Annotated in this window: 19 protein-coding genes; 10 read left to right on the top strand and 9 right to left on the bottom strand. The window is 56.1% G+C overall.

Annotation, left to right across the window (positions count from 1 at the left end):
* Window positions 1-110: 110 nt before the first annotated feature.
* The gene (locus Q0835_RS26470; protein ID WP_298965929.1) at window positions 111-1082 is read right to left on the bottom strand and encodes an endonuclease/exonuclease/phosphatase family protein; all 972 of its coding nucleotides are present in this window, start codon (window positions 1080-1082) and stop codon (window positions 111-113) included.
* 95 nt (window positions 1083-1177) lie between these two features.
* Between Q0835_RS26470 and Q0835_RS26465 the strand changes: the two genes are divergently transcribed.
* On the top strand, window positions 1178-1570 hold the full coding sequence (locus Q0835_RS26465; RefSeq protein ID WP_298817422.1) for a YchJ family metal-binding protein: 393 nt from the start codon (window positions 1178-1180) through the stop codon (window positions 1568-1570).
* Window positions 1571-1623: 53 nt separating this feature from the next.
* On the opposite strand, the gene Q0835_RS26460 is transcribed toward Q0835_RS26465, so the two are convergent.
* Entirely contained in the window at window positions 1624-2388 is a 765-nt protein-coding gene (locus Q0835_RS26460; protein WP_298817424.1) for an SDR family oxidoreductase, read from the bottom strand.
* Window positions 2389-2932: 544 nt separating this feature from the next.
* On the opposite strand from Q0835_RS26460, the gene Q0835_RS26455 reads away from it, so the two are divergent.
* Both Q0835_RS26455 and Q0835_RS26450 read left to right on the top strand, forming a co-directional pair.
* Window positions 2933-4357: a lipopolysaccharide biosynthesis protein gene (locus Q0835_RS26455; RefSeq protein ID WP_298965926.1), complete on the top strand. Its 1425-nt coding sequence runs from the start codon at window positions 2933-2935 to the stop codon at window positions 4355-4357.
* A complete protein-coding gene (locus Q0835_RS26450; protein WP_298965922.1) occupies window positions 4347-5477 on the top strand; it encodes a GNAT family N-acetyltransferase in 1131 nt (376 codons plus the stop codon). The genes Q0835_RS26455 and Q0835_RS26450 overlap by 11 nt, the downstream gene beginning before the upstream one ends.
* Here the strand turns inward: Q0835_RS26450 and Q0835_RS26445 are convergent.
* From Q0835_RS26445 to Q0835_RS26435, 3 genes are all read right to left on the bottom strand, one after another.
* Entirely contained in the window at window positions 5455-7107 is a 1653-nt protein-coding gene (locus Q0835_RS26445; RefSeq protein WP_298965920.1) for an AMP-binding protein, read from the bottom strand. The two genes, Q0835_RS26450 and Q0835_RS26445, sit on opposite strands and share 23 nt — an antisense overlap.
* 74 nt (window positions 7108-7181) lie before the next feature.
* Window positions 7182-8105 carry a site-specific tyrosine recombinase XerD gene (gene xerD, locus Q0835_RS26440; protein ID WP_298817431.1) on the bottom strand — a complete coding sequence of 308 codons (924 nt, stop codon included), beginning with the start codon at window positions 8103-8105 and terminating at the stop codon, window positions 7182-7184.
* Window positions 8106-8113: 8 nt separating this feature from the next.
* The gene (locus Q0835_RS26435) at window positions 8114-8257 is read right to left on the bottom strand and encodes a hypothetical protein (protein WP_173005876.1); all 144 of its coding nucleotides are present in this window, start codon (window positions 8255-8257) and stop codon (window positions 8114-8116) included.
* A gap of 152 nt (window positions 8258-8409) precedes the next feature.
* Here Q0835_RS26435 and Q0835_RS26430 point away from each other — a divergent pair, with 152 nt between their 5' ends.
* Genes Q0835_RS26430 through Q0835_RS26420 form a run of 3 tightly spaced genes read left to right on the top strand, consistent with a single transcriptional unit; the run spans window position 8410 to window position 11541 of the window.
* A complete protein-coding gene (locus Q0835_RS26430) occupies window positions 8410-9051 on the top strand; it encodes a shikimate kinase (RefSeq protein WP_298817434.1) in 642 nt (213 codons plus the stop codon).
* A gap of 28 nt (window positions 9052-9079) precedes the next feature.
* The gene (gene aroB, locus Q0835_RS26425; RefSeq protein ID WP_298965938.1) at window positions 9080-10222 is read left to right on the top strand and encodes a 3-dehydroquinate synthase; all 1143 of its coding nucleotides are present in this window, start codon (window positions 9080-9082) and stop codon (window positions 10220-10222) included.
* Complete coding sequence (locus tag Q0835_RS26420) at window positions 10219-11541, top strand: HlyC/CorC family transporter (protein WP_298965917.1); 1323 nt, start codon at window positions 10219-10221, stop codon at window positions 11539-11541. Before aroB ends, Q0835_RS26420 begins: the two co-directional genes overlap by 4 nt.
* 70 nt (window positions 11542-11611) lie before the next feature.
* Here Q0835_RS26420 and Q0835_RS26415 read toward each other — a convergent pair whose 3' ends face one another.
* Entirely contained in the window at window positions 11612-11908 is a 297-nt protein-coding gene (locus Q0835_RS26415; RefSeq protein WP_298965935.1) for a BolA family protein, read from the bottom strand.
* A gap of 180 nt (window positions 11909-12088) precedes the next feature.
* On the opposite strand from Q0835_RS26415, the gene Q0835_RS26410 reads away from it, so the two are divergent.
* From Q0835_RS26410 to Q0835_RS26395, 4 genes are all read left to right on the top strand, one after another.
* Window positions 12089-12679 carry a DnaJ domain-containing protein gene (locus Q0835_RS26410; RefSeq protein WP_298817438.1) on the top strand — a complete coding sequence of 197 codons (591 nt, stop codon included), beginning with the start codon at window positions 12089-12091 and terminating at the stop codon, window positions 12677-12679.
* Between the two features lie 65 nt (window positions 12680-12744).
* Entirely contained in the window at window positions 12745-13731 is a 987-nt protein-coding gene (gene cobS / locus Q0835_RS26405) for a cobaltochelatase subunit CobS (protein ID WP_298817440.1), read from the top strand.
* A gap of 7 nt (window positions 13732-13738) precedes the next feature.
* Window positions 13739-15646 (top strand): cobaltochelatase subunit CobT, encoded by a 1908-nt coding sequence (gene cobT / locus Q0835_RS26400; protein WP_298965915.1) that lies wholly within the window; start codon window positions 13739-13741, stop codon window positions 15644-15646.
* A gap of 11 nt (window positions 15647-15657) precedes the next feature.
* The gene (locus Q0835_RS26395) at window positions 15658-16704 is read left to right on the top strand and encodes an esterase-like activity of phytase family protein (protein WP_298965913.1); all 1047 of its coding nucleotides are present in this window, start codon (window positions 15658-15660) and stop codon (window positions 16702-16704) included.
* 80 nt (window positions 16705-16784) lie between these two features.
* On the opposite strand, the gene Q0835_RS26390 is transcribed toward Q0835_RS26395, so the two are convergent.
* From Q0835_RS26390 to rpmB, 3 genes are all read right to left on the bottom strand, one after another.
* Window positions 16785-17177, bottom strand: coding sequence for a GFA family protein (locus Q0835_RS26390; RefSeq protein ID WP_298965910.1), 393 nt, complete (start codon window positions 17175-17177; stop codon window positions 16785-16787).
* Window positions 17178-17345: 168 nt separating this feature from the next.
* Complete coding sequence (locus Q0835_RS26385) at window positions 17346-18032, bottom strand: queuosine precursor transporter (protein ID WP_298965908.1); 687 nt, start codon at window positions 18030-18032, stop codon at window positions 17346-17348.
* Between the two features lie 19 nt (window positions 18033-18051).
* Complete coding sequence (rpmB, locus tag Q0835_RS26380) at window positions 18052-18348, bottom strand: 50S ribosomal protein L28 (protein ID WP_298817449.1); 297 nt, start codon at window positions 18346-18348, stop codon at window positions 18052-18054.
* Window positions 18349-18521 lie beyond the last annotated feature (173 nt).

The following is an 18521-nucleotide window of genomic DNA, read 5'->3' as shown; positions in this document are numbered from 1 at the left end:
TGCAAGATATGGACTTCAGAACCTGATCGTTTCAGACTTAATCCGATCCATCAAATGCCGGGACTGAACACCTAGCCCGCTACATCAGCTCATTGCAGCCATGAGGCGTCTCAGAGCGCAAATTCCGCCAGCATGGCCGCATGATAAGACCCTGCATAATCACTGCCATCTGCATCGAAAACCTCATCGAGCAGCTCGCAGTTGAACACCTTGAAATCGACTGTGCAGTCGGTCATGGCCGCGCTCGCCAGAATATGATCAAGCGCTTGTCCTCGCCCTCTGTGAATGACCGTTTGACGACGTTCGGGAGGGAGAGCGCGGTCGAGTTGGAACAATCGTCTTTTTTCCAGATCGGGTGACCCTGTGTCGTCAGGGTCGGCGCGAAGCATCCTCAAAGTGCCGGTATCCCCTGTCGCGTTGAAGTCCCCTGCCAGCACAATCCGGGCTTCTTCGTTGTCATCGAGCAACTGCTCCACAGCCAGGCGCAGTTCGAGTGCTTGAGCGGTCTGCTTGAAAACAGATAGTTGGTATCCTTCCGCCCAGGCCGAAATGTTTTTCCATGATCGATCGGCTCTCTTCGCGCCGCGGATCATGGCGGCAATCGGCGCGCGCAGATGGACAGCGAATAGGTGCAGAGGCGTTGCTGCTCCAATGTCAATTTCCGCCTGAAGAACAGGCCGCTCAAACAACACCGTCTGCGGACTCTCGTAGGGCGGCTCAGCGGTTTTGGGCTGCCAGAAGGCTGGATGGGCATGGGATTGATAGAGACTTGAATACCTCTGAACAGGATATCTGGAGAGGATAACCAGATTATGCCTGTCTCCTGGTCCCTTACCGGAGGGGCGGTCACTCGTTGCCCGATGGTAAGCCTCATACGGCGTTCCCTCCAGCAGCAGATCGAGAGCGAGGAAATGACGTTTCTTGTTGCCCTTCACCTTTTGCGCATTCACCTCTTGCAAGCAGAGAATATCAGCGTCCAATTCAAGCATTTTCGGCTTGAGTGCTCTCAGCCGTGGTGCCAGAATTTCGGGATCGAATTTGTCCGATCCAAATGATTCCAGATTGAATGTCGCAAGTCTCATGAACGCATCCAGGTTTCCAGGTCAGTCGTCTGAAACCATAGCGATGAGCGGCTGCCGGTGGTAGAGAGCACCGAGAGGTGAATTCGGAGGCCTGCATGAACGATGACATCTGTCCCTGCGGCAGTAACAGCAGTTACGATGCATGCTGCGGTCCCTTTGTTGACGGAAATGCCCTGCCCGAAACAGCCGAGGCGCTGATGCGTTCTCGTTATTCTGCCTATGTGAAGGGGAACATTGCCTACCTGAAAACGACATACTGGCCGAAATATCAGGCAGAATTCGATGACGTTGGTACGGCACGATGGGCGGCAGAAAACCATTGGACGGGTTTGAACGTTCTGAAGACGGAAAAGGGCCGCAAAACAGACCGCGACGGCACGGTTCTTTTCGAAGCCAAGTACCTTTCTGCCGGTAAACTGAACACTCATCGAGAACTAAGCCGGTTCCGCAAGAAGGCAGGACGCTGGTACTACGTCGAAGCAATCTGAGTGCGACCGCACCGTCGACGTTTCGACGGTGCGGATGTAAGAAGTCGGCTGGCCTAGTTTCGCCCTGACATCACGCCGCCATCCACGTCCCAGATCGCGCCAGTAACCCAGCTTGCTTCGTCTGAAAGAAGAAAATCGACGGTTGCGGCCACATCTTCGGCTGTACCGATGCGGCCAACTGGATGGAATGCATCAAATCCTTTGAGTGTCTGTGAGATCTGGTCTTCCGGAATAAACGCGCCGTAGATGGGTGTTTCCACCACCGCTGGCGCCACGGCATTTACGCGAATGCCTCTTTCGCCGAGTTCCATTGCCAGGTGCTGTGTCATGGAATGCAGACCGGCCTTGGCCATTGAGTATGCTGAGGATGGTGTTGCCTTGATTGCCTGATGCGCCCACATGGACCCGATATTGACGATTGATCCCGATCCGGACTCGGTCATTTTGCGGACAACAGCCTGGGTGAGCAGGAAGGTACCTCTATTATAGTCGTGATAGAGGTCGTAATCCTGTGCCGTGTGATCGAGATAGGGTTTCGGACTGAAGTAACCCGCCGCATTTACCAGATGGCGAATGCTGCCCTCAAAGGCTTCGACTTTGCCGACGAGAGACTGCACGTCGTCCGGGTTAGTGACGTCGGCCTGCCAAGTTATCACGTCAACGGAATGTTCCGCTTCGATGTCGGCCTTCGCGGCCAAAAGTTTTTCAGCCTTCCGTCCGACCAGAACAGGCGTCACGCCACGAGCGGCAAGCCTTTTGGCTGTCGCCAGTCCCATGCCGGAGGAACCGCCTTGAATGATTGCGAAATTCTGGGCCACTGCTTCATCTCCACTTTATCTACTAGTTGGTAGGTACATTTTGATGTATCGACCCTCAGACCCATCAAGTCAACACCTATCTATCAATTGGTAGATAACACTCATGTGACCGGCTCTGACTGGCTGCCATATTCGATCAAAAAACTGGGAAGGCCGGATGCAACCGGGCGCGTTCTCGATTGTGCCGTCAAAAACTGTCCGGCCCCTGCGATTGGCGGCGGGAGCAGGGGCCGGACTAAACTGCGGATCGAAGGGGAGGCAGCCCTCATCATCCGCAATGCAAAATCAGGTTTCACTCATTCAGGCCAAGGGTGATGCCGTCGAAGGAGTTCTGACGACTCAGCGTCAGCATGTTCACTATTTGTTCTATTCTGCTATTGAAAGTCAAGCGGATTGTTTCACCCTCGTTTGACCGGTCTTGCGTTTCAAAACCCGATTTCATCACGCATCTGTGAAAACGAAGCCGTCCAGTTGTTCAGTTCGCTAGAGAAAATTAAGTCCCTCATGTCACAAATACGGAATATTTGCTGCAAAGGACCCGTCGTTGCGTTTCACTTCCAACTCCTGGACAAAGCGTCTTCACAGCGCCTCCTGGCCTCAGGTTTTGGGCAAAGGAGGCGAACAGATTAGAGCTGTCTTGAATGGCACGGGCAGCGACAATCATGCTGCGGGCCGCATGGCAGTGTCCACTTTCGCCATCCGGATAGGCGGAGCAGCACTCGCGTATCTTTCCCAGATAGTTTTCGCGCGTGCGCTCGGTGCGCACGACTACGGTATCTATTCTGTTGCCTGGACTTTGGTGATCGTTCTCGGTGTCATGTCCTGCGGCGGGTTCTCGGCATCCGCCAACAGGTTCCTGCCTCAATATCGTCAGGCCGGTGACCTGGATGGCCTGCGCGGTTTCCTCTTTGCAAGCCGGGTTTCGGCATTCTTGATAGGCGCCGTAACAGCTATCCTTGGAATAGGCATAGTGTTACTGATCAGCCCGGTCATTGAGCCCTACTACGTTCAACCCATCGCGGTTGTCTTGCTCGCTCTGCCATTCTTTGCGTTTGGATTGGTCCAGGATGGCATTGCACGAAGCTACGACTGGTCGTCCTTGTCGATGTTGCCGACCTATATCTGGCGGCCACTCACCATCCTGATATTGCTTTTTGTGGCGATATTCGCCGGATTGAAAGCAGATGCTCTGACAATGGCATCCGTCGCAATTTGCGCAGCCATGCTGATTGCCCTCTACCAATATATGCAGCTCAGCCGCCGGCTTTCCCTTCAGGTGCCGTCCGGCCCGCGCAGGGTTGAGCTGAAGAACTGGATCCTGATCTCGTTGCCAATGTTGATGGTGGACGGATTTCTGCAGCTGATCACCAGTGCCGATGTCATCATGGTCAGCTTCTTCCAGGACCCTGACGAAGTCGCCATATATTTCGCAGCCTCAAGAACCCTGGCCCTGGTGCATTTTGTCTATTTCGCCGTCCGTGCCGCGTCGGCACACAGGTTCTCCGATTATACGCACAGGCAAGACCAGAAGGGCCTTGAAGACTATGTTCGCAAAGCCACGCATTGGACGTTCTGGCCTTCGCTTTTGGCTGGTGCAGGGCTTCTGCTCATCGCCCCGCTGCTGCTGGCCCTGTTCGGCAGCGGCTATGAAAGCGGCTATCAGCTGATTGCCATCTTGATGATCGGCGTGCTCGCACGTGCATCCGTAGGTCCTGCCGACGCGCTTTTGACCATGACCGGGCATCAGAAGAATTGCGCCGGTATTTATGCGGCAACATTTCTGCTCAATGTTCTTTTAAACCTCGCCCTCATCCCGCTTCTTGGCCTCGCCGGCGCTGCTGTCGCAACAAGTTGCGCAATTCTTTTTGAAGCATCAGCGCTTGCATTGGTTGCAAAACGTAAGCTGAATATCACGACATTTGTTCTTCCATTGCTTTTTCCGCCCAAGGACCGCCAGGTTGATCAGTGATCAAACAGCCGCACAGCAGTACGAGATCCTGGAGTTCGATCCGCTGAACGCAACAGTTCCGGTAGCGGATTGGCGGCAACTTGCTGGACTTTCAATCGATCCCAACCCGTTTTTCGGGCCTGAATTCCTAAAGCCATTTCTGGAGTACACGGACAACAGGTCAGTTCGCCTTGTCGTCGTCAGGGAGAAACAAAATCAACACTGGCTGGCAGCTGCACCAGTCGGGCGCCGCAGACTTGGCATCGCCTTTCCCGTCACTTCGACATGGGCCACCGAATATTCTCCGCTCGGAACACCGCTCTTGCACCCGGATGCCCCGCAAGACGTAATTGTGGCCTTTTTACACGCCATGAACGGCTCAAACGGCGTCCTCGCCTTCCCCTATCTCCCGTCCCGCTCTGCATCAGCCGACAGGCTGAAATCGGCAATGGCGGAACGCTATCGCTCGACAGCATGCGCGACCAGAGCAGCTCACGCACCCGGCGAGACCGGTAAGCAACAGCTTGAAGCAGCTTATAGCGGCAAACGGCGCAAGGAAATGCGCCGCCTCTTGCGCAGGCTTGACGACTTCGGCACGACACGTTTTTCCAGTTTGTCAGGTCACGAAGCCGTTCAGGGATTTGAGTCTTTTCTGCATCTTGAATCCAAGGGCTGGAAAGGTCGGGCGGGAACCGCACTTTTGAGCATACCTGAAACCGCAGCATTCGCGCGAGCGGCAATTGCGAACCGCGCGGCAGTAAATGGCGTTCGCATCGATCAGCTGTGGGCGGGCAATACACTTGTTGCCGCGCTTGTCCTCTTTGCGGAAGGCGGCGCTGTTTTTTCCTGGAAGATTGCTTTTGACGAGGAGTTTGGCAGGTATTCTCCAGGTGCTCAGATTGCGGTACATGCGTTTCGGGAAAACCTGAAATTGACTGGATTCAAAGGTGCAGATTCCCTTGCCATTCCAGGACACACCATGATTGAGCCGCTTTGGAGAGGGCGGCTTGAAACCTGCACTTTGCTTTTTTCAGGCGGTGCATTCAGCGCACAGCTTTGCGCTCTCTGTCAGGCGGATCTGGAACTGGAACAGCGGCTTCGACGCCTGATGAGGCAACTTAAGAAACGCGTGAAGTCCTGACCGATATCTCGTCGCGTGCCTGCTGACGTAATTTCCGGCGTATGACCTTTCCTGTGGTGGTCATCGGAAGTTCTTCCACAAATTCGATCTCACGCGGGTATTCGTGCGCAGACAACCTTTCGCGAACAAATCCGCGTATGTCGTCTTCAAGCTCCTCACCGCCTGCTGCGTCCGGTTTCAAAACGACATAGGCTTTGACGATCTCGGTGCGCAGCGGATCGGGCTTGCCAATAGCTGCCGCCAGCGCGATCGAAGGGTGCTTGATCAAACAATCCTCAATTTCCCCCGGGCCGATCCGGTAGCTTGCCGAGGTGATGATGTCATCGTCTCGCCCGACAAAATGAACATACCCTTCCCCATCCATCACACCCTGGTCACCGGTAATCATCCAGTCATCTATAAACTTGTCCCGGGTCGCCTCGGGCTTATTCCAATATTCGAGAAACATCACCGGATCAGGACGTTTGACGGCAATTTGCCCAAGCGATTCAGGCGGCAACTGCATGCCTTTGTCGTCGATAATGGCAACAGCGTGCCCGGGGATCGCCTTGCCGATGGCGCCGGAACGGCTGACACCGAGCTCTGCGACAGAGCCCAGAACCGCATTGCATTCGGTTTGTCCATAAAACTCGTTGACCGCAAACCCGAATTCTTCCTGAAACCAGTCATACGTTTCGCGACCAAGAGACTCGCCCGCAGAACCAACGCTTCGCCAGGCGAGGTTGAAGCGACGTTGTGGACTGTCAACGGCACGCAGCATTTTCAGTGCTGTTGGCGGAATGAAAGCATTGCGAACGCCTTCTCGTTCAAGCAGCTTAAACGCAAATTCGGGGTCGAATTTCCTGCTGGCATGAGACAGGACAGGAACGCCGAGTGTTAGTGCTGGAAACAACGCATTCAGCAAGCCACCGGCCCAGGCCCAATCCGCCGGTGTCCAAAGCAGATCGCCCTCGCGTCCCAGGAAATTCTGTGACAGCTCAATCCCTGGCATGTGCCCGAACAGGACCCGATGCCCATGCAACACACCTTTGGGCTGGCCGGTTGTTCCCGACGTATAGATCATCAGTGCGGGATCATTTGGTGTTGAGGCAACAGTTTCGAAGCGATCCGATGCCCTGGCCTGCAGATCGTCGAAACAACAGACCCCTGATTGTGGTCCGTCAGTGGAAACGACAAGGTCAAGCTCGGGAAGATCTTCACGGATTTGGGATAGTTTTTCGAGCCCTGCGGCATCGGTCACAAGCGCCTTTGCCCCGGCGTCCGACAAGCGGTATCGCAAGGCTTCCAAACCGAAAAGTGCTGCAAGCGGAACGGCAATTGCGCCGATCTTGTAGGCAGCAAGATGAGCGACTGCTGTTTCAGGAACCTGGGGCAATAGCAACGCCACCCTGTCGCCATGCCCGATACCCTTGGCGACAAGAGCATTGGCAAACCGGTTGGCGGCCTGATTGAGACGCTGGTGGCTCCAGTCCCGAACATCACCGTCTGCAAGCACTTGGCGAATGGCCAGACGCTCCGGATCTCTCTTGGCCCATGCGTCGCTGATGGCGGCAGCCATGTTGTAGGTTGCGGGCAAAGACCATTGAAAACGGGCGTTCAGCGTTTCGTAGTCGCCGGCAGGTTCCAGCATGCATGTTTTCCGGTGCTATTTTTTTAGGCAGCGGAGTGTAAGGCGATGAATGCTGCAGCGCAATAGAGCGAATTTCAACGGCGCGCCAACGGGTGTGCGCTCTCTACGAGTTCCCGCAGGCGCTCATCGAGGACGTGGGTATAAATCTGCGTCGTTGAGATATCGGCATGACCGAGAAGCTGTTGTACAACGCGCAGATCTGCACCGTTCTGCAGAAGATGTGAAGCAAAGGCATGACGCAGGACATGCGGGGAAACCTTTGCCGCCGGGAGACCGGCAGCAACCGCGAGGTCTTTGAGTTCCCTCGCGAAATGCTGACGTGTCAGGTGACCACTGTCACCGTGGGAGGGAAACAGCCAGGGACTTTTCTCGTAAGCGCCTTCTGCCGACCTCAAGGCCACATAGTCTTTCATGGCGGCCTGTGCGGCATGGGACAAGGGTACCAGACGCTCTTTGCCGCCTTTGCCGGTGATTTCGATGAGCCGCGCATCGCGAAGAGCTGCTGTTACCGGAAGCGAAACAAGTTCAGACACACGCAAACCAGTCGCGTAAAGAACTTCAATGAGCGTATAGAGGCGCTGTGCACGCAGACGGGCGGCCGAACTTTTCTGAGGCTTTGCAGCTCCCAGTTCGGCAGTTTCGATCAACCGGTCGACATCATCGACAGACAACACTTTGGGAAGGGTTGACCGTCGCTTGGGTGCTGACAACGTGCGGGTCGGATCGTCCTCACGAACACCTTCAGAATAGAGAAACTTGTAAAACTGCTTGAGGGCGGACAGTCTCCGCGCCTGTGATGTCTCGGCAAACCCTCGGCGGTTCAGGTCCCCAAGATAGGCTGAAATCTTGTCTGTGCCTGCGTCGGCAAGCTTCGTGCGGCCGAGAAAACCAGAGAAGTCTTCAAGGTCGCGGCGATAGCTTTCAAGCGTGTTTTCAGCCGCGCCACGCTCGGCTGCCAGCATTTCCAGAAACGTTTCGAGATCGAAACCGGTTGCCAAATCAGATCCTAACGGCCAAAGCCGTCCTTCTTGACGCGAACGGTGATTTCCCGCTCACGCGGGTCAACGAAATTCGCCAGCGCAAACACCGCGCCATAGCCGAGTGCACCCAGCAACAACAACACCAGCAGCAGGCGGGTCAGGGTTGGCACAAGCGGACTCCCGAGCAAAAAACGTGAATGCCATAGACGAATCGGTCACCGGATTGTTTCAAGAAGACATGGTTGAGCGCAAGTGATGACGCCAAGGTATCCGAAATGCGATCAGCCCGTGTCTTTTTTGGTGAATATGGTACAACGCCGCCATGACGAAGAATGACGAGACGCAGGACCCGGAAACGGGCCCTGAGTGGATAAACGCCAAAGACATCGATTTGGCCGGGCTCCTTCAAAAGCTCGGGCACCGCTCTATTGTTTTGGTTGGAATAATGGGCTGTGGCAAATCCACAGTTGGCAAGCGTCTTGCCCAGCGCCTTGGCCTTGAATTCATCGATGCTGATTCCGAAATAGAGCGTGCAGCAAACATGACGGTCTCAGAAATTTTTGCAGAACATGGCGAACCTTATTTCCGCAGTGGCGAAGAAAGGGTCATCGCGCGGATTTTGCGAGAAGGTCCCCAGGTTCTTGCCACCGGTGGCGGCGCTTTCATGAGCGATGCCACCCGCCAGGAAATTTCCGAACACGGGGTTTCGATCTGGCTGAAGGTAGACTTTGAGACGGTCATGGCGCGCGTTCGGCGCCGCTCAACGAGACCGCTGCTCCAAAATCCCGACCCTGAAGGCACCATGAGAGACCTTTTGGCGAAGCGCGAACCGGTTTATGCGCGCGCTGCGCTGACCGTCACATCCAAGGAAGTTCCGCACGAAACGGTGGTCGACCAGATCGTCATCACCTTGGCAGACTATCTTGATGTCGGCGACGCACAAAATGCCTCGGCAATGTCCTGAAACACAGAAATTCAAAGACAAAATGACAATGGAAGCAAACGTGGCTGAAGCAGCGGAAGCAGAGCGAACTCAAGTCAAAGTCGATCTTGGCGCCAGAAGCTACGATATCAAGATCGGTCGCGGCCTGTTGGATGCGGCCGGCTCTGAAATCGCAGCCGTCTTGCCCGGAGCTCGCCTCGCGGTGATTGTTGACGAGACCGTCGCGAAACTGCATCAGCCAGCGTTTTCCGAAAGCCTCAAGGCCGCAGGCCTTGAGCACACCGTGCTGACCGTGCCCAGCGGTGAAAGCAGCAAGTGCTTTCGGCAATTCGAACGCCTGTGTGACGAGGTCCTGGCGGCACGTCTGGAACGCGGCGATGGTATTGTCGCGCTCGGCGGCGGTGTCGTTGGCGACCTGACGGGCTTTGTTGCGTCTGCTGTCCGTCGCGGCATGACTTTCATCCAGGTACCCACGACGCTGCTGGCTCAGGTAGACAGCTCTGTCGGCGGCAAAACCGGCATAAACGCCCGCCATGGCAAAAACCTGATTGGCGCATTCCATCAACCCGCGTTGGTGCTTGCCGACACGGCTATTCTGGACACATTGCCGATCCGCGACTTTCGTGCAGGTTATGCGGAAGTCGCCAAATATGGCCTTCTCGGAGACGAACCTTTCTTTTGCTGGCTCGAAGCCAATTGGAAGGCGGTTTTTGCGGGGGGCCCCGAACGCGACGAAGCCGTCGCCCGGTCTTGCCAGGCCAAAGCCGATGTTGTGGCTGCTGATGAACTGGAAGCAGGACGGCGTGCGTTGCTCAATCTCGGCCACACTTTCGGCCACGCTCTGGAAGCCGCCGTTTCGTATGAAACCGAGCGTGTCGTTCACGGAGAAGGCGTCTCGATCGGCATGATGCTGGCGCACGAGTTTTCACAGAGGCTGCAGCTGATTGGCGAGGCCACTGTTGCGCGTGTCGAAAAACACCTGACCGATGTTGGGCTTCCGGTAACGTTGAAAGATGTTCCAGGCCAGCTGCCACCTGCAGAAACATTCATGGACATCATCGCTCAGGACAAAAAAGTCAGCCGCGGCGCACTCACGTTCATTCTGACCCGCGGTGTCGGTGAAGCCTTTGTTGAAAAAGGTGTCGATCCGGCACTGGTATCGGATTTTCTCAAGGAGAAACTTGAAACATGATGGAAACGTCTCTCTGGCTGGCGGTCGGCGCCATTCTGGTGCTTCTGTTCCTGTCCGGTTTCTTCTCCGGCTCCGAAACGGCGCTGACTGCGGCTTCGCGGGCGCGCATGCACCAGATCGAAAAGAACGGTGACTGGCGGGCCCGAGTGGCCAGCCGGCTGATTGCGAACAGGGAAAGGCTGATTGGCGCGCTGCTGCTTGGCAACAACCTGGTCAATATTCTGGCGTCCGCGCTCGCGACAAGTGTCTTCCTCTCGCTTTTCGGCGAAGCGGGCGTCGCTTTGGCGACCCTGGTCATGACGGCGCTGGTCCTTGTATTTGCAGAGGTTCTTCCGAAAACATGGGCCATCTCCAATCCGGAACGATTTGCCGTGATGGTTTCACCCATTGTGCGGGTGGTGGTTGCTGTCTTCGGACCTGTTGTTGCTGGCGTCGAGGTGATCGTCAGGATGATCTTGCGGGTTGTCGGCATCAATGTCGGAGCTGACACCTTCATCTTGTCCGCGCATGAAGAACTGCGTGGCGCCGTTGATCTTCAGCACATCGAAGGCGGCCTGGAAAAAGGCGAACGCGACCGGTTGGGCGGTCTCTTGGACCTAGCCGAACTGGAAGTGTCCGACGTCATGGTTCACAGGACCAACATGGCCGCCCTGAATGCTGACGAGGACCCTGCAAAGCTTGTCGAAGCCGCCCTAGCTTCGCCGTATACGAGGCTGCCTATCTGGCGCGGTGAAAGTGATAATTTTGTAGGCGTTCTTCATGCAAAGGATTTGCTGCGCGCATTGCACGCCACCGATAGCGGAACCGACGGCATCAACATTCTTGATATTGCCGCACCTGTATGGTTCGTGCCCGACACGACCAGCCTTCAGGATCAGTTGAACGCTTTCCTGCGGCACAAGTCGCACTTCTCTCTCGTCGTGGACGAGTATGGCGAGGTGATGGGCCTTGTGACCCTGGAAGACATTCTGGAAGAAATCGTTGGGGAAATCGCGGACGAACACGATGTGGAACTGGAAGGCTTGAGGCCTCAAGCTGACGGCTCGGTAATTGTCGACGGATCAGTGCCGATCCGTGACCTCAACCGTGCGGCTGACTGGAGCCTGCCTGACGATGAGGCGACCACGATCGCCGGTCTCGTCATTCATGAAGCGCGCATGATTCCGGAAGAACGTCAGATTTTCACGTTCCACGGTTTCAGGTTCACGGTCCTGCGCCGTGAGAAAAACCGGATCACACGCCTTCGCATCATGCCGCTTGGCCAGATACCTGGTATCAAGGCACCTGTTTCCGCACCAACGGCGCGGATCGAGGCATAGGTTGGACATGATTTTCGCAGTCGAATTGCCGCCCCATGGGCAGGCAGGCGGCTAAGGCTGGGCTGAGCGGCTAGCCGGCCACTCTTGCCGCACGCGGATCAGGTTCGCTGTCGGAACGGATCTCCAAAGCCAGAGCATGCACGCCGCTCGCCAGTTCATCTGCCAAAAGGTCATTTATTGCCCTGTGGCGCGCAACACGGTTCATGCCTTCGAAGGCGGCCGAGGCAATCTGAACCCTGAAGTGGGTTTCTCCGCCTTCACGCCACCCGCCATGGCCCTTGTGCTTGTCTGACTCGTCAATGACATTCAGAAATGAGGGGGAAAAGGCTGCCTGAAGCTTGTCGGCGATGATCTGTTTTGTACTCATATGCATTTATGTGACGCATGCGAATTCGAAGTTCAAGTCTTTGCTGGTTCGACCGGGCCTGATATGGTTTCGGGCTGCTCGACATCCGGGAACCAATGCAGGGAAAATAGCTTTGGATACCGGATCAATGAAACGACCGGCGGGTTGCCCGCCAACGCTCAGGCTTCAATATTTCGCACCATGAAACTGGATTCAAAAATTTTCGACGGTATCCGGGTCAAGCCGGACAAGGAGCGGGCGCAACAGGATCACCATCCGGCGTGCGACCACCCCGGCTGCAAGCGCCCCGGCACGCACCGGGCACCCAAGGGCCGCAATCGGGAGGGACAGTACTTTAATTTCTGTGTCGACCATGTCCGCGAGTACAACAAGTCCTACAATTATTTCAACGGCATGGGTGACGACGATGTCCGGAGCTATCAAAAGGATAGTCTGACGGGACATCGCCCGACCTGGAAAATGGGTGTGAATCGGCAGGCAGCAGATGGGCCGGACGGGTTCGACCCGAGGGAAGGCATGCGCTCCAACGCGCAACGCCGTGCAGAATCCATACGCCGTCCGCGCCAAAGAAAATTACTAACGCTTGAAAAACGCTCCCTGGATGTGCTCAATCTGCCATACACAGCCCGTGGCGATGAAATCAAAGCGCGCTATAAAGAGCTTGTTAAGTTGAACCATCCGGATGCCAATGGCGGTGACAGGTCTTCCGAAGACCGCCTGCGGGAGATCATTCAGGCCTACAACGTCCTGAAAAAAGCCGGTTTCCTTTAAGCCCGCAGGGTCCTGCAGGCTTTCCCCAAATGACCCTTCCCGACATTCGGGACAGCGGAGGACTGATGACTGAGACGACGACCGCGGCTATGGCCATGCCGGATACTGAAGTTTCCGTAAGTGAAGTTTTCGGCTTCAAGTCGAACCTCAAGGTACCGGCGTTTTCCGCTGCATCCGAGCATGTGCCCGAGCGCGATGAGGACTACCTGTTCGACCGGGCCACCACTTTGGCCATTCTGGCAGGCTTTGCACACAATCGGCGCGTCATGGTGACCGGCTATCACGGCACGGGCAAGTCAACCCATATCGAGCAGGTTGCAGCCCGTCTCAACTGGCCCTGTATCCGCGTCAACCTGGACAGCCACATCTCGCGTATCGACCTTGTCGGCAAGGATGCGATTGTCATCAAGGACGGTCTGCAGGTCACCGAGTTCAAGGACGGCATTCTGCCCTGGGCTTACCAGCATAATGTCGCGCTTGTGTTCGACGAATATGATGCCGGCCGCCCTGACGTGATGTTTGTGATTCAGCGAATTCTGGAATCGTCGGGCCGCTTGACCTTGCTCGATCAAAGCCGGGTTATCCGCCCGCACGCTGCCTTCCGTCTGTTTGCAACTGCAAATACTGTGGGTCTCGGTGACACCTCCGGCCTTTATCACGGCACCCAGCAGATCAACCAGGCTCAGATGGACCGGTGGTCCATTGTCACAACGCTGAACTACCTTCCGCATGACAATGAAGTCGACATCGTTCTGTCGAAGGCAAAGCATTTCCAGACAGACGAAGGCCGCACTATTGTCTCCAAAATGGTGCGTCTGGCGGACATGACCAGAAACGCATTCATCAATGGCGATCTGTCCACGGTGATGAGCCCGAGAACAGTCATCACCTGGGCGGAAAATGCCGAAATTTTCGGCGATGTCGGGTTTGCCTTCAGACTGACCTTCCTCAACAAATGCGACGACATGGAACAATCGCTGGTCGCGGAGTTCTATCAACGCTGTTTCGGTGAAGATCTGCCGGAATCTTCTGTAAATGTCGTCATGAGCTGAGGGTAGTATGGCGCCGAGGCCAGGACACAACACACTTCCGGGAAACAAGCCCGCACCAAGTACCGAACCGTTCAAGCAATCGGTCAGCGGCACCATGCGGGCCATTTCCGGTGAGTCGGAGCTGGAAGTCGTTTTTTCCGGTGACCGTCCGGGACTGTCCGGCATGTCCGCCCGGTTGCCGGAACCCTCTCGAAAGGTCAATGCCCACGAAGTGGCAGTAACGCGAGGCCTGTCGGATTCCATGGCATTGCGCATTGCCTGCCATGACAAGGCCGTTCACGCCAAGAACATGCCGCAGGGACCGGAAGCCCGGGCCATCTTCGAAGCCGTTGAGCAAGCACGCTGTGAGGCTGTTGGTGCGCGCCGGATGCAGGGTGTTGCCGACAACCTGGCAGTGATGCTGGATGACCGGTTCCGCAAATCAGGAGCCGCGGATGTTGCCAGCCGGGAAGATGCGCCGCTTCAAGACGCTCTGTCTCTCATCGTTCGCGAAAGGCTGACCGGTGCCAAGCCGCCGGAGAGCGCGGAAAAACTCGTCGATATGTGGCGCGGATGGGTTGAAGACAAAGCAGGCGGGGACTTGGATCGCCTGGAAGCGGAAGTCGAAGATCAGTCTCTCTTTGCCGCTCGTTTGCGGGACGTTTTGAAATCGCTCGATATGGCCGACGAGATTGGCGATACCGACGATGAAATGGACCCTGACCAAAACGAGGATGACGGCAACAACGACGAAGCCGAAACAGGAGACGACAGCGAGGAAAACACCGGCGAACAGGAATCCTCACCTCAGGACATGGACATGTCCAGCGAAGAGCAGGACAGCGGCGATACGGAAGCTGCCGAAGCCGACATGGACGACTTCGCCGAGCAGGATATGATCGAGGACTCCGAGGAGCCTGGAGAAAGCGAGAGGTCCGAGAGCCCGTTTTCCAACCGTCCCGAGACTGACTATCGTGTCTTTACCTTCCAGTTCGACGAAACGGTAACGGCGGAAGAGCTGTGCGATAGCGCTGAGCTTGATAGACTTCGCGGCTTTCTCGACAAACAGCTGACGCACTTGCAAGGAGCCGTGGCCCGACTTGCCAACCGCCTGCAACGCAAACTGATGGCCCAGCAGAGCCGTGCCTGGGACTTTGATCTGGAAGAGGGTCTTCTGGATACCGCACGCCTGACACGCGCGGTCACGGATCCGATGGCTCCGCTTGCGTTCAAACAGGAACGCGACACCAATTTCCGCGACACGGTGGTAACGCTGCTTCTGGACAATTCGGGATCCATGCGCGGACGACCCATAACAGTAGCTGCCACATGCGCCGATATTCTCGCGCGCACCTTGGAGCGCTGCGGCGTGAAGGTGGAAATCCTGGGCTTTACCACCAAGGCCTGGAAAGGTGGACAGTCGCGGGAAAGCTGGATTGGAGCCGGAAAACCACCGACACCCGGGCGCCTCAACGATCTGCGCCATATCATCTACAAATCCGCTGACGCTCCCTGGCGCCGTGCAAGGCGAAACCTGGGCCTGATGATGCGCGAAGGCCTGCTGAAGGAGAACATTGACGGCGAAGCGCTTCTCTGGGCCCATGACCGGCTTCTGGCCCGCCCGGAACAGCGCCGGATCCTCATGATGATTTCGGATGGCGCGCCGGTAGACGACACAACGCTGTCGGTCAATCCGGGCAACTATCTCGAGCGGCATCTGCGCTATGTGATCGAAGACATTGAAACCAGATCTCCGGTGGAGCTGATTGCCATCGGGATCGGGCACGATGTAACCCGCTATTACCGAAGGGCCGTCACCATTGTCGATGCCGAAGAACTTGCCGGGGCGATGACTGATCAGCTTGCTGATCTGTTTGACGACGAAGTCGACACCTCACTGCAGACCCGCGGCCGGCGCCGAGCTGGGCGGCGATAACACTTGAGCAAATGACGCAGGCACCGGGAAAACGTCGCAACATCAGAGGATGCCTAGTCGCGGCCGTGATGTTCCTGTGCACTTTGGTCACCTGGCAAGATCATGCACTCGCACAGCAATTGCTGTCGCAGGGCGAACCGGTAAAGGTTCGCACAAAGAACATCGAGACATTCCGGATCGGTCATGAAGACACCGAGTTCGGGAAGCTGACATTTCTTGGCGGACTGGAGCTTCTGGCGTCGGATCGGAAGATCGGCGGCCTCTCCGGCCTGATCAGTCTGGATGGCGGTGATCGCTTTCTGGCGGTGACCGACAATGGTCATTGGGTCACAGGCGCCATCGAACAGGCTCCGGACGGACGCCCACTCGACATCAAAGATGTCTCTTACGCCCAACTGCTCGGCCATGACGGCAAAACACTAACCGCGCGCTGGGGCCACGATACGGAAGCCCTGACACTTTCAGAGACTGGTCTTTATGTGACCGCTGAAACGCGCAATGCCATCTATCACTATCCCTGGCCGCTTGCCACCGGCAAGGAACATATGATCGGCGAGGTTGCCCTTGTCGACGAAATCAGGGGACTGCCGCGCAATGCGGGTCTGGAATCACTGGCAGCATCGCCTGCCGACAGCCCCCTGGCCGGAAAGCTGATTGCCATTGCGGAAACTTCTCCGAGCGATTTTCAGGACCTCAAGGGCTACATTGTCCGCCCCGATGGTACGGAACGTTTCAGCATCAATCGCGAGGATCGTTTCGATGCAACGGACGCAGCGTTTTTACCAAATGGTGATCTAGTGCTGATGGAGCGCCGCTTTAATCTGCGAGACCTGATCGGTCTGCGATTGCGGCGGTTTGAAGCCGCTTCGATTTTACCGGGCGCGAAACTCGAAGGTGAAATCCTGTTGGAAGCAGACTACGGCTATCAGATCGACAACATGGAAGCACTCAGCATTCACCAGAACGACAAGGGTGAAACTATTCTGACGCTTCTTTCCGACAACAACCGCTCCTTGCTGCAAAGAACGGTGTTCTTGCGGTTTCGACTGGATGACTAACCTGTTTGTTTCCTTCCATCTGACCCTTGTATGAATACAGAAATGAGTTCCTTGCATGCGCCAGGATGGCCGCATTCACCTCAATCTTCTGAGCGATCCTTCGACGTGCGATCCCGGTCATACATCGTCTTGAGTGGAAACTCAGGCAACCAGTTTTCCCGGCGAATGGTCCAGAGTTCATAGGTTGGCGTGAGCTGATCCGGTGCGTCCAGTGCACCCAGATTGACCTCGATCTCGTCCAATGTGCGGGAGTAAACGGACGAGCCGCATTCCGGGCAAAAGTAACGCCCAGCAAATTCTTTCACGTCTCCCTCGATGATCACTGCATCTTCCGGAAAGACCGCGGAAGCATGAAAGAGCGCGCCATGCTGCTTACGGCAGTCCATGCAGTGACACAGACCGACGCGATAGGGCTTCCCAGACGCGACAAAACGCACTTTGCCGCACAGACAACCGCCCTCAAACTTCTTCATGCTTTACATCCAATGGACCTGGTCAGGAAATGTTTAAACCTGCTGTGTTTCAGCCAGGAAAGCAATTGCGGCAACACCACAGCATTCAAGGCGGATCGCAAGTCAGCCTGAAACAAGAAATGGCGCCCGATTGAGCGCCATTTAAGAAGTAACAGTGTCCTGGTCGCCTCAGGCAGCAGATCCGTTGGGAACCGGCTGGAATAGACCAAGGACAATCCGGTAAGGTGCAAGCAAGGCAACTGCTACCAGCATCTTCACGAGGAAGTCTCCGGCTGCCAGCGACACCCACAACAGTGTCTGTGTTCCTTCGCTGATCCCGAGGAACGGAACCGGGAATGCCAAAGAACCGTTGTCCATGCCGAAGAACCCGTCAATGAAAGCAAAGCTAGCGGCGAAGGCGATACCAAAGAACAGGATGGTATCGATCATCGAGCCGATCAGCGACGAAGTGATCGGCGCTTTCCACCAAGCCATCCGGCGCAGGCGGTCAAAGATCGTCACGTCGAGCAACTGAGCCACCAGGAAGGCTGTACCGGACGCAATCAGGATGCGCGGCGTGGTGAAGGCTTCATCGGCTGTCCAGAAAAGCAGCGGAATGACGATTGCCAGAACAAAGCCGGAAATAACCACTCTGCGTGCGGCTGTTGGTCCGAAACGGCGATTGGTCAGGTCCGTCACCAAAAACGCAATTGGGTACGTGAACGCGCCCCAGGTCAGCGTATCGGCCAGATTGATACCACCGACGATTTGCTGCACGGGAAATTGAACGAGGTAGTTGGAGGCCACAACAACGAGCGCCATCGCGAGGATCGCGATGGCGTAATGGCCCACGGAGAAGCTCCGGGTGTCTGTCATTTTTATGCCCTAACGGGAATTAAGCGGCTACGGCTTCGGCCTGCTTGCGCTTGATGCTGGTTTTGATCTTGCGAGCAGCTGTTGAAAGCTCAGCATCGCTGGCTTTCAGAAGATATGCGTCAAGACCACCACGATGCTCAACGGAACGCAGTGCATGCGCACTGACCTTCAGCTTGAAGCTTTCGCCAAGCGTGTCGCTCAGCAGAGAGACATTGCACAGGTTCGGCAGGAACCGGCGGCGGGACTTGTTGTTCGCGTGAGAGACGTTGTTGCCCGTCATCACATCTTTGCCGGAGAGTTCGCAACGGCGTGCCATGATATCACCTTTTGTTTTCGTGGCTGGGCCGTTACTTGGAACCCAGCAAGTCCAAACCGGAACCGGCGCGGACCTTAGGTCCGGCGACATCGTCTCCGGCATTTCTCGGAAAAAGTTGCTCCGCTATAATGGCAGCGCGCGCGCAGGTCAAGAGATCTGAGGCCTAATGCGGA

Source organism: uncultured Roseibium sp. (genome assembly GCF_947499295.1).
Lineage (GTDB): Bacteria > Pseudomonadota > Alphaproteobacteria > Rhizobiales > Stappiaceae > Roseibium.
The sequence above is the reverse complement of the archived record's forward strand: the minus strand, read 5'-3'. Positions and strand labels throughout refer to the sequence as shown.

What these genes read in the sequence shown, in the direction of transcription:
- Q0835_RS26470 (WP_298965929.1), bottom strand. Translation starts at nt 1,082, where the DNA reads ATGAGACTTGCGACATTCAATCTGGAATCATTTGGATCGGACAAATTC.
- Q0835_RS26465 (WP_298817422.1), top strand. Translation starts at nt 1,178, where the DNA reads ATGAACGATGACATCTGTCCCTGCGGCAGTAACAGCAGTTACGATGCA.
- Q0835_RS26445 (WP_298965920.1), bottom strand. Translation starts at nt 7,107, where the DNA reads ATGCTGGAACCTGCCGGCGACTACGAAACGCTGAACGCCCGTTTTCAA.
- Q0835_RS26430 (WP_298817434.1), top strand. Translation starts at nt 8,410, where the DNA reads ATGACGAAGAATGACGAGACGCAGGACCCGGAAACGGGCCCTGAGTGG.
- aroB (WP_298965938.1), top strand. Translation starts at nt 9,080, where the DNA reads ATGGAAGCAAACGTGGCTGAAGCAGCGGAAGCAGAGCGAACTCAAGTC.
- Q0835_RS26420 (WP_298965917.1), top strand. Translation starts at nt 10,219, where the DNA reads ATGATGGAAACGTCTCTCTGGCTGGCGGTCGGCGCCATTCTGGTGCTT.
- Q0835_RS26415 (WP_298965935.1), bottom strand. Translation starts at nt 11,908, where the DNA reads ATGAGTACAAAACAGATCATCGCCGACAAGCTTCAGGCAGCCTTTTCC.
- Q0835_RS26410 (WP_298817438.1), top strand. Translation starts at nt 12,089, where the DNA reads ATGAAACTGGATTCAAAAATTTTCGACGGTATCCGGGTCAAGCCGGAC.
- cobS (WP_298817440.1), top strand. Translation starts at nt 12,745, where the DNA reads ATGACTGAGACGACGACCGCGGCTATGGCCATGCCGGATACTGAAGTT.
- cobT (WP_298965915.1), top strand. Translation starts at nt 13,739, where the DNA reads ATGGCGCCGAGGCCAGGACACAACACACTTCCGGGAAACAAGCCCGCA.
- Q0835_RS26395 (WP_298965913.1), top strand. Translation starts at nt 15,658, where the DNA reads ATGACGCAGGCACCGGGAAAACGTCGCAACATCAGAGGATGCCTAGTC.
- Q0835_RS26390 (WP_298965910.1), bottom strand. Translation starts at nt 17,177, where the DNA reads ATGAAGAAGTTTGAGGGCGGTTGTCTGTGCGGCAAAGTGCGTTTTGTC.
- Q0835_RS26385 (WP_298965908.1), bottom strand. Translation starts at nt 18,032, where the DNA reads ATGACAGACACCCGGAGCTTCTCCGTGGGCCATTACGCCATCGCGATC.
- rpmB (WP_298817449.1), bottom strand. Translation starts at nt 18,348, where the DNA reads ATGGCACGCCGTTGCGAACTCTCCGGCAAAGATGTGATGACGGGCAAC.